Origin of the sequence: Faecalibacillus sp. (assembly GCF_047023275.1) — a bacterium.
In the GTDB taxonomy this organism is placed as follows: domain Bacteria; phylum Bacillota_I; class Bacilli_A; order Erysipelotrichales; family Coprobacillaceae; genus Faecalibacillus.
In genome coordinates this window covers 20,049-30,643 of the sequence record NZ_JBKYAR010000030.1, presented here as the reverse complement: position 1 = coordinate 30,643, position 10,595 = coordinate 20,049, and the positions used below count along the sequence as shown (strand labels likewise).

Here is a 10,595-nt window from a genome sequence, read left to right as displayed (position 1 = left end):
TAAATTGAAGGGTAGTGTATTTACGCTATTTAATATAGATTTTTGACACTACCTAGCTTTAAGGAGGGAATAGAATGAAAAAAGTAATAATGAAGATAGGTGTATGTTTTGCGCTCTTATTATCACTTATAAGTGTTTTTACGGGGAATATTTATGCTTATAGTGAAGGTGTGACTGTTGATTATAATACAACAGGATTAAGTGAAGCAAAATATCAGGCTACATTTGTTTTTGATGCTTCTCATTTAGAAAAAGAAGTAGAAAATGTTCAGTTAGAGGGTGGTTTTCAATTTATTAAAAAATCAGAAGATCATTTATATCAAGATAATCTAGCAAGTAATGCAGGAATTACTTGGTATAGTGCTTATGAATATCAAGAAGGAATGTATCCAACAGGTGGTTGTGGTAATAAAGATAGAATAGATTTAAAATATAATGGAAGTTGTATTTTATATGATATGGAAAAAGATGATACGCTTTATTCAGTGACTTTACCACTTCCAGCAACAGAATATTATTATGGATATTATGTTACATACCAAGATGGGTCTTCAGAAGTTATTCAAGATCCAGCAAATCCATCAAAAAGTAATCCTTTAAATCAACATGATGCCTCATGGTCTTATTTTTATGTAGGAAGTAAAGAAGATGCTTTAGAAGGACAAGAATATATTTATCCTAGTCAAAAAACAGGAAAACAAGAATACCAAAGCTATCAAGCATTTGATGGAACAACAAATCAAATAGGTGTTTATTTACCAGCAGGTTATGAAAATGGAAAAGATTATAAAACAATTTATTTAGCTCATGGTAATGGTGGTAATGAAACTGAATGGTGTCAATTAGGTTCTGCTAGTTCAATTGTTGAAAACTTAATAGCAGAAAATAAATTAGCAGATTCAATTGTTGTTACTTTAAATAATTCTCATTTTAGTGGAACAGGATTTAATGTAGAATCAAATAAAATTTTAGCAGATGATGTTGTCAATAATGTTATTCCATTTATTGAAAGTCATTATAAAGTTTCTACAGATCCAAATGATCGTAGTTATGCAGGTTTATCAGCAGGTGGTGTAGCAGCAAGTACAGTCATGGAATTAGCGCCTGATAGTTTTGGCGCATTTGGAATTATTTCAGCTGCTGTTCAAGTAGATGATAGTCTTTTTAGTGATGAATTAGTAAGTAAGTTAAAAACAAAGAAAATCTATATTTCAGCAGGGACAGTTGATTTTGGTTTGATTAATTCATTCTTTAAAGCTTCTGTTGTTGATTTCTTTATGCCACAATTAGATAAATATGGTATTGATTATACTTTTGAAAAACAAAATGGAGCCCATGATTGGAATACATGGAGAGGAGCATTTAGTCGCTTTGCTAGTGAAATCTTATGGAATCCAGAATATGTAACGTATCATTTAACAATGGTTGATACTTTAAACCAAGGAGATCAATTAACGGTTAAAACAGATATTCCCGTTTCTAAATATCAAACTTGTATCATTGATAATCAAGAAGTAACTCCTACAGTTAATACAGAAAATGATTTTGTAACTTTAACATTAGCATCATCAAAATTAGCACTTGGTAAACATACAATTACAGTTCAAGCAACGAATGGTAAGACTAGTGGTACTTTTGAAGTTATTGAAAAAGTAATGGTTAAAAATGAAACAAGTCAAGCTGTTAAAACTGGAGATGACAGTTATGGTCAATGGTATTTATTATTATGTCTTTTAAGCTTTGGATTCTTTAAAAAGAAAGCCTTTATAAGATAGAGCAGTGTTTCATTGCTCTTTTCTTTATTTTGGTATAAAATAATAAAAAGGAGCTAAAAAGATGAACCACAATATATTAAATAAGTTTCTAGAATTTATCCAAAGATGCAATACAGAAGCCATGAATAGCAATGACTATAATATTATTCAATGTGTTTTTAAATATATTGGAAAAGAAACCTTTCCTTCAAGTAACCAACTCTCTTTAGAAGCCAATGTCTCTAAAGCTAGCCTTTCACGATTTATTAAAAAATATGGTTTTGAAAACTATCAACAATTTAGAAGTCTTTTATCAACACAAACAACTTTATTAGGATACAATTTAAAAGTATTTTTATCACAAAACATTCTTTTAAAAAATGATCAAGAAATCAGTGATTATCTTTTTAAACAATGTATGGATAATTTATTAGCGACTAAACAACAATTAGATTTAAATAAATTATTACAGATCATACAGCTTTTTAAAGAAAGTGAAGATATTACTTTTTTAGGAGATGAACATGATTTAGATGAGTTTCTTTTATTACAAATACAGTTATTGACTCAAGGAAAATGTGCTTATTTATTTAAAATGAATGAAACTAAAAAAGTAAGAAATTATTTTTTTAATGAACATTCTGTTGTGGTGATCGTTAATGTTTGTGATGGCTTTTTTCATTATCAGGATGCTTTAGAAATAGCTTTAAAAAAAGGTGCTAAAGTTATTTATATAAGTCAAGATAATAATCCAGAAATAGAAAAGAAAGTAGATATTTTTTATAAGTATGGAGTAGAAAAATCGATTAATACAGGATATGTTTCTTTGTATTATTTAGGGGAATTATTAGAAAAATTATGTATTAAATATTTATGAAAGAAGTTGAATATAGAAAAGTTAATGATTATGTATGATAAAATTAAAAGTGACTTTAGATGTGACAAATCCTGTGATTATTCAACACCAACAATACACTTATTCGTGATCATATCGTCATGAACAGTATCACGAAAATAAATATAATGGCGGGTATAGCTTTTAAAATAGACAAGATTGGATGATCTGCATGATATGTCATTGTGTGTATGAACCGAAGAAAGACTGACATAATTAAGACAGTAGGATTCAATCTTTTCAATCTGATCAAAAAAACTGTAATTCTGTGAAGCAAAGGTATACTTGATAATCAGTGAAAAATCTTGTATCATCAGTATCAACTGACGATTGAAAAGGAACAGTGTTAGAGGGATAGGATACTTTAACAGGCTGTTTCTTTTTCATTTCGTAATTTTCATAATTAAATAGTCCTATAAATACAAAATAAAAAACAGATGGAGATTTTGCAGTTCATGATGCATAATGTTCCATCTGCTTTTTATTTTTAGATGTATTCAGTTTGCGGTTTAACACCATATCTTCTAACTCATCATTTACATCTCAATATTCATTTTTATCAACACAATTAGAATATAAAAACCATTTTTGCTTTATAAACCTCTAATGATATTCAAATAATCTTGCCTTTGATCAACAAACACATAAATAACAACTTCTTTTTTTTCTTCATTAACTTTATAGAATGCTAAATTCTTTTCTAATATTAGAACTCTGTAACCTTGTCTTTTTAACACTGCATATCTAGGCAAAGTTCTAATATAGGGATCATCTTCTAAAAGTGAGATAGTGTTTTCAATATAATCTAACTTTTCTAAAGCAAATTCATTGCCAAAATGATTCGCTAAATACAAAACGGTATGTCTGATTCCTTCATCTGCCTTATCTGTTCGAATAATATTATATTTCATATTACTTACCTTTTAATATCATTCTTAAATCATCAAATGTTTCATTTATAGGAGCAACTCGTCCATTTTTTACATCATCTTCAGCTTCAACAAGTGTTTCTAATAATTCAATATGAGCCTTCATATTTTGATATTCTTCAAAAGAAAGAGATACAGTATCTCCCTTACCATGTACAGTAATGATTACCGCTTCTTTTTCTTCTCTACATTGTTTAGAAATTTCATTATAATGATTTCTTAAATCTGCGGATGGTCTAATTGTTTCTCGTAGGTTTGACATAAAAATTCCTCCTATATTATTATAGACAAATTATATCATTTAATGTCTATGTGTTCAATGCAATATTGAGTAATAATCCTTTCTTTTTTTATTATCTCTGTTATTGATAATCTACGTTAATTCTTTATTGATATTTCTTGAAAAAAAATCAAATAGTAAAAAACTTCTAATAATATTTAAAATAACAAACCCCAAATCTATAAGCATTTGACGTTTTCTTAAAATACATAAAGAAATAAACCCGTCTTTAGAAGTTAGCACCATTTTTTTGTCTTGAACTTCTAAAGTTAGGTTTTATTATTGCATTATAAAAATTCTTTTCAAGAAGATATTCAACCGCATATCGAAGAAATTATAAAAAATGAAAAGATAGGGAATCAAAGATATATTTATCATTTATTATTAAAAAAGACAGGAATAAATTCTAAAATTGGTGAATTAGCAAGATATGTTGATATTGCAATTGAACAAGAAAAGAAAATAAATGAAGACATTCATCAATGTAAAGGAAATATAACGTGTAATACTGGTGAGATTATTTCCATGATAAAGAATGATTCAATAAAAATTAATTAAACTACAAAGAAATTCAAATAAAACTTGTGAAATGTTACACATAGACTTATGTGTAACTTGTTTTTATTTTCACATGATACTAAAATATGTGTAGTTAGAAAAGAGGAGATTTAATTATGGCAAACAGATTTGTATTAAATGAAACAAGTTATCATGGAAAAGGAGCAATTGAATCTATTCCTGAAGAAGCAAAAGCAAGAGGATTCAAAAAAGCTTTAGTATGTTCAGATCCAGACTTAGTAAAATTTGGAGTAACAGCAAAAGTTACTGATTTATTAGATAAAGCTGGATTAGCTTATGAATTATATTCTAATATTAAACCTAACCCAACAATTGAAAACGTTCAACAAGGTGTTAAAGCATTACATGATGCTGGAGCTGATTATATGATCGCTATTGGTGGTGGTTCATCAATGGATACAGCAAAAGCAGTTGGTATTATTGATAAAAACCCTGAATTTGCTGATGTAAGAAGTCTAGAAGGTGTTGCACCAACTAAAAATCCTTGTACACCAATCTTTGCAGTTCCTACAACAGCTGGTACTGCTGCTGAAGTAACAATCAACTATGTTATTACAGATGTTGAAAAAGATCGTAAAATGGTATGTGTAGACGTACATGATATTCCAGTTGTAGCATTCGTTGACCCAGATATGATGTCATCAATGCCTAAAGGATTAACTGCTGCTACAGGTATGGATGCTTTAACTCATGCAATCGAAGGTTATATTACTAAAGGTGCTTGGGAAATGTCAGATATGTTCCATATCAAAGCTATCGAAATTATTTCTAAATCATTAAAAGGTGCAGTAGAAAATACTCCTGAAGGTAGAGAAGGTATGGCTTTAGGTCAATATGTTGCAGGTATGGGATTCTCTAACGTAGGTTTAGGATTAGTTCACTCAATGGCTCACCCACTTGGAGCTTTATATGATACACCTCATGGTGTTGCTAATGCTATTATCTTACCAACAGTTATGGAATATAATGCTCCATATACTGGTGAAAAATATAAAGATATCGCAGAAGCAATGGGTGTAGATACTACAGGTATGTCTCAAGAAGAATATCGTAAAGCAGCTGTAGATGCAGTTAAACAATTATCTAAAGATGTTGGTATCCCAGCTGACTTAAAAGAAATCGTTAAAGAAGAAGATTTACAATTCTTAAGTGAATCTGCTTTAGCTGATGCTTGCTGCCCAGGTAACCCAAGAGATACAAGCGTAGAAGAAATTAAAGAATTATATAAATCATTATTATAATAATCAAATAGACAGTCCTCGATGAGGGCTGTTTTTTTGTTTTAAAATGTAAAAAAACAGAAATTTGTTATTAATTTCACAATAAAGTTGACTTTTTGCGAGGTTTTTATATAATTCTTTTTGCATGTTAAAAAGGGGAAATTCGATGGAAACAAATAAAAAATCAAGCTTTTCAGGTCGTTTAGGATATGTTATGGCGGTTGCTGGTTCAGCTGTTGGATTGGGAAACATTTGGCGTTTTCCATATCTTGCTGCTAAATATGGTGGAGGTACTTTTTTATTTACCTACATTATTTTAGCTTTAACAGTTGGCTTTGCTTTGCTTGTAAGCGAAACGGCTTTAGGAAGAAAAACAGGGAACAATCCAATCAAAGCATATAAAATCTTAGGAGCGAAAAAATTAAAGATTGGTGGTTGGTTGAATTCAATTATTCCAATGTTGATTGTTCCTTATTACTGTGTTGTTGGTGGTTGGGTATGTAAATACTTATTTGAATATTTAAGAGGATCAAGTCAAATCTTGACACAAGATACCTATTTTTCAAATTTTATTGCTAATCCAATTAGTCCAGCTTTTTGGTTAGTTGTTTTTGCAGTGTTAACTTTTATTGTGGTTATTAAAGGTGTAGAAAAAGGAATTGAAAAAGTAAGTAAGATCTTGATGCCTATTTTAGTAGTGATAGCTATTTTTATTTCAATTTATGGTTTAATGACACCAGGAGCTATTGAAGGCTTAAAATATTATATCATTCCTGATTTTTCTAGATTTAGTATTATGACAGTTATTGCTGCGATGGGGCAAATGTTCTATTCTTTATCGATTGGAATGGGAATTTTATTTACTTATGGTTCTTATATGAAAAAAGATGTTGATATGGAAAAGGCAATTTCTCAAGTAGAAATTATGGATACGTTGATTGCTTTTTTAGCGGGGTTAATGATTATTCCTGCAGTCTTTACATTTTCAGGAAAAGATAGTTTAAATGCTGGAGCGTCTTTAATGTTTATTACAATGCCAAAAGTATTTAATTCACTTCAATTAGGTGGATTTATTGGTGGTGTATTCTTTTTACTTGTTTTATTTGCTGCTTTAACATCAGCTATTTCATTGATGGAATGTTCAGCAGCAACTTTAATGGAACAATTCCATATTTCTAGAAAAAAAGCTGCTTGTACAATGCTTATTGAAATGCTTGTTCTAGGAATTCCTATTTCACTTGGTTATGGTGTTTTAGGATGGATTCAACCATTAGGAATGACTTTATTAGATTTCTTTGATTTTGTAACAAATTCATGTATGATGCCAATTTCAGCATTATGTACAGTTTTATTAATTATTTTTGTGACTAAATTAAAGACAGTCTCAGATGAAATTAAAATTTCATCTGCTTTTAAAAGAGAAAAAGTCTATAATTTTGTGATGAAATATATTTGTATACCAACATTATTAATTATTTTATTAAGTTATATTTTATCAACATTTGGAATTATTACGTTATAAAAAGCTTTTTTAAGCTTTTTTATTTTTGGACATAAAAAAGACATTTTTTATGTATATAATATATTAGAAATAAAATGAGCTTTTGTATTTGTCAAATAAAACATTTGTGCTATAATTTATTTGTTTAATTATGCCTAAGTGTAAAGGAGGATGTCTTTATGGACAAAATAAGTGAAAAGATAAAAGCAGCCCGCATTGCCAAAGGCGTTACAATAGAGGAAGTCGCAGAAGCAACTTTACTATCTGTCAAGATTATCAAAGATATTGAAGATGGGGCTTTTGAACGATTCGTTGGAGACGAGCTTTACGTAAAAATGTATCTTAAAAAAATAGCGAGATACTTAGAAATAGATGAGACGATTGCTGATGATTATTATGCAATTACAAGAGAAATAAAAAAGGCTGATTTACAAGATTTAAAAAATAAAAAAGAAGATGTAGGATCTGCTACTTTTGTAGATAAAGTAAAAAATATACAACCTACTAAAAAACCAAAGCCAAGAAAAGGTGTATATGAAGATCATTATATTTTAAGATATGTTAAATATGCAATTGTCATTATTATTGTCATTGCTATTATTATTGTACTTGGCTATTCAGTTGTCTTTACAAAATCAAGTGATTCATCATTTAAAAATAGTAATACATCTAAGACAGAAACAAGTGAAACTTTAAAGAAAAAAACAACAGAAACGAAAAAGAAATCAACAAAATCTGATACAACTAAAAAAGAAGAAACATCTACTGAAATTACCTTTACTAAAAATGCCGATGGTGATTATAGTTTTAAATTACCAGATGGTTATGATCAAGAAACATTCAAATTAAAAGTAGACTTTACTTTTGCAACAACTGTTGATTTACATGTTAATGGAGATCCAAACAGTTATCAAACAGATACTTTCAAAAAAGGTGTTTATAGTAGTAATTTAGGAAATATTTCAGCATCAGATGCTTTAAAAGATGATTCTGCATGTGAAAGCGTTGAGTTAGAATTTAATGTAAATGATTTCCAATATTTGGAATTTTCATATAGTTGGAACTTAGGACATCGTTATTATATTAATGATCAAAAAATTCCATTAGAAGAAAATGATCATTATGGAACAAGATCTAACGGTCGAGTTAGAACATTTAAATTAACGATGGTTAAATAATGAATTTACCTAATAAATTAACAATTACGAGAATTATCCTTGTTCCAATTCTTATTCTTATTTACATGTTTCCTTATGCTTCATTTGGAATCAACGTACCAATGTATCATGTTTTAAATGCTGATATTTCACTTGTCAATATTATCATTTTTATCATTTTCGCAATTGCTTCATTAACAGATTATTTTGATGGACAAATTGCTAGAAAATCTAAATTGATTACAACTTTTGGAAAGTTTGCTGATCCAATTGCTGATAAATTATTAATTAATACAATCTTTCTATTACTTGCAAGTGATGGAACAATTTCGATTATTATTCCAATCATTATGATTTCTAGAGATACGATTGTTGATGCTATTCGTTTAGTAGCAGCTAATAAACAAGTTGTTATTGCGGCTAAATATTTAGGAAAGTTAAAAACAGTAACGCAAATGATTAGTGTTATTTTCCTATTATTAGGTGATTTTCCTTTTTCAATTATTCATTTACCAATTGGACAAATCAGTGTATGGATTGCCTGTGTAATTTCAGTGATTAGTGGTATTGATTATTTTATGGATAGTAAAGATATGTTAACGGAGTCAATGTAATGGAAGAACTTGCTGAATTATTAATAAAAAATAATATTTCTATTGGAACTGTTGAAAGTTTTACAGTAGGAAATTTTGCGACAATGCTAGGAAATATTCCTGGCATTTCTAAGGTTTATAAGGGTTCTTTGGTCACTTATCAAAGTGGAACTAAAGAAAGACTATTAGGAATTGATCATCAATTGATTGAAAAATATGGGGTTGTTTCTAAAGAAATTGCAACTCTTATGTGTGTTAATGGAAAGAGTATTTTAGATACGGATTTATGTGTTTCTTTTACTGGAAATGCTGGACCAGATGCGATGGAAGGTAAACCAGTAGGAGAAGTTTATATTGGTATAGCTTATAAGGATGTTGTGGTTTATAAGTTGAATTTAGATGGAAGTAGAAAAGAGATTGCTTTAAAGGCAATTGAGTTTGCTTGTAAAAAAATAATTGAAAAAATTTCACAAAAATAAAAGAAAAAATGAAAAATAAAGCATATATAGGAATAGGAGGTATTATTTATGGCTGGAAAAAAAGTAGTAGAAGCAAAAGATGCAAAAAAAGAACAAGCATTGAATGATGCAATCAAACAAATTGAAAAACAATTTGGAAAAGGTTCTGTTATGAAACTTGGAGATCGTGCTGCTGTTGATGTTGCTGTTATTCCAACAGGTTCTTTAACTCTTGATATGGCTTTAGGAATAGGTGGATATCCTAAAGGAAGAATTATTGAAATTTATGGACCTGAATCAAGTGGGAAAACAACACTTACATTACATGCGATTGCTGAAGTTCAAAAACAAGGTGGAACAGCTGCCTTTATTGATGCCGAACATGCAATAGATCCTGTTTATGCTAAAAATTTAGGAGTTAATATTGACGAATTGATTCTTTCACAACCTGATAGTGGTGAACAAGGTTTAGAAATTGCTGAAACACTTGTGCGTTCAGGTGCTATCGATTTAGTTGTTGTAGACTCAGTAGCTGCTCTTGTTCCTCAAGTAGAATTAGATGGTGAAATGGCAGATCAACAAATGGGATTACAAGCTAGATTGATGTCTAAAGCTTTACGTAAATTATCAGGTGTAATGAATAAAACAGATTGTACGATCATATTCATTAACCAATTACGTGAAAAAATTGGGGTTATGTTTGGAAATCCTGAAACAACAACAGGTGGACGTGCTTTAAAATTCTATTCTTCTGTTCGTATTGAAATTAGAAGAAGTGAAGCAATTAAAAATGGTACAGAAATTGTTGGAAACAAAGTGAATATTAAAGTTGTTAAAAATAAAGTTGCACCACCATTTAAGTCAACACAAGTTGATATTATTTATGGAAAAGGTATTTCAAGAGATGGTGAAGTTTTAGACTTAGCTGTTGAAAAAGATATTGTTGATAAATCTGGTGCTTGGTATGCATATAAAGGAGAAAAGATTGGACAAGGGCGTGAAAATGCAAAACGTTATCTTGTTGAACATCCTGAAATTATGAATGAAATTACAGAGGCTATTAAAGCTTCATTGATGCCAGTAGAGGAAGGGGAATTATAAAATTCCTCTTTTTTTTGTTATCTGTTAAGCTAAAGAGATGTTGATATTGTCAAAATAATGAATTTGACATATAATCCCGTCTTTGACAGTTAAATAGGAAAAAAGAGTGGAACCCATTGGTATCAGTG

Annotated in this window: 11 protein-coding genes; 9 read left to right on the top strand and 2 right to left on the bottom strand. The window is 29.4% G+C overall.

All coding sequences use genetic code 11. The features are described from left to right. Window positions 1–74: 74 nt before the first annotated feature. The gene (locus ACLVEP_RS10240) at window positions 75–1,775 is read left to right on the top strand and encodes an alpha/beta hydrolase (RefSeq protein WP_412584637.1); all 1,701 of its coding nucleotides are present in this window, start codon (window positions 75–77) and stop codon (window positions 1,773–1,775) included. A 61-nt stretch (window positions 1,776–1,836) separates the two neighbouring features. After that, on the top strand, window positions 1,837–2,631 hold the full coding sequence (locus ACLVEP_RS10235; RefSeq protein ID WP_412584635.1) for a MurR/RpiR family transcriptional regulator: 795 nt from the start codon (window positions 1,837–1,839) through the stop codon (window positions 2,629–2,631). A gap of 611 nt (window positions 2,632–3,242) precedes the next feature. On the opposite strand, the gene ACLVEP_RS10230 is transcribed toward ACLVEP_RS10235, so the two are convergent. Next, window positions 3,243–3,560 (bottom strand): type II toxin-antitoxin system RelE/ParE family toxin, encoded by a 318-nt coding sequence (locus ACLVEP_RS10230; protein WP_412584633.1) that lies wholly within the window; start codon window positions 3,558–3,560, stop codon window positions 3,243–3,245. A 1-nt stretch (window position 3,561) separates the two neighbouring features. Next, on the bottom strand, window positions 3,562–3,840 hold the full coding sequence (locus ACLVEP_RS10225) for a type II toxin-antitoxin system Phd/YefM family antitoxin (protein ID WP_412584631.1): 279 nt from the start codon (window positions 3,838–3,840) through the stop codon (window positions 3,562–3,564). Window positions 3,841–4,140: 300 nt separating this feature from the next. Here ACLVEP_RS10225 and ACLVEP_RS10220 point away from each other — a divergent pair, with 300 nt between their 5' ends. The 7 genes from ACLVEP_RS10220 to recA all read left to right on the top strand — a co-directional run bounded on the left by ACLVEP_RS10220 (window position 4,141) and on the right by recA (window position 10,467). Further along, window positions 4,141–4,416: a hypothetical protein gene (locus tag ACLVEP_RS10220; RefSeq protein WP_412584629.1), complete on the top strand. Its 276-nt coding sequence runs from the start codon at window positions 4,141–4,143 to the stop codon at window positions 4,414–4,416. Window positions 4,417–4,532: 116 nt separating this feature from the next. Next, the gene (fucO, locus tag ACLVEP_RS10215; protein WP_412584628.1) at window positions 4,533–5,678 is read left to right on the top strand and encodes a lactaldehyde reductase; all 1,146 of its coding nucleotides are present in this window, start codon (window positions 4,533–4,535) and stop codon (window positions 5,676–5,678) included. Between the two features lie 145 nt (window positions 5,679–5,823). Further along, window positions 5,824–7,179, top strand: coding sequence for a sodium-dependent transporter (locus ACLVEP_RS10210; RefSeq protein WP_412584626.1), 1,356 nt, complete (start codon window positions 5,824–5,826; stop codon window positions 7,177–7,179). Window positions 7,180–7,337: 158 nt separating this feature from the next. Next, window positions 7,338–8,336: a helix-turn-helix domain-containing protein gene (locus ACLVEP_RS10205; RefSeq protein WP_412584624.1), complete on the top strand. Its 999-nt coding sequence runs from the start codon at window positions 7,338–7,340 to the stop codon at window positions 8,334–8,336. Next, complete coding sequence (gene pgsA / locus ACLVEP_RS10200; protein WP_412584622.1) at window positions 8,336–8,929, top strand: CDP-diacylglycerol--glycerol-3-phosphate 3-phosphatidyltransferase; 594 nt, start codon at window positions 8,336–8,338, stop codon at window positions 8,927–8,929. The genes ACLVEP_RS10205 and pgsA overlap by 1 nt, the downstream gene beginning before the upstream one ends. Then, on the top strand, window positions 8,929–9,387 hold the full coding sequence (locus tag ACLVEP_RS10195; protein WP_412584620.1) for a CinA family protein: 459 nt from the start codon (window positions 8,929–8,931) through the stop codon (window positions 9,385–9,387). Before pgsA ends, ACLVEP_RS10195 begins: the two co-directional genes overlap by 1 nt. Before the next feature lie 48 nt (window positions 9,388–9,435). Beyond that, window positions 9,436–10,467 (top strand): recombinase RecA, encoded by a 1,032-nt coding sequence (gene recA, locus ACLVEP_RS10190; RefSeq protein ID WP_318000448.1) that lies wholly within the window; start codon window positions 9,436–9,438, stop codon window positions 10,465–10,467. The last annotated feature ends 128 nt before the right edge of the window (window positions 10,468–10,595 follow it).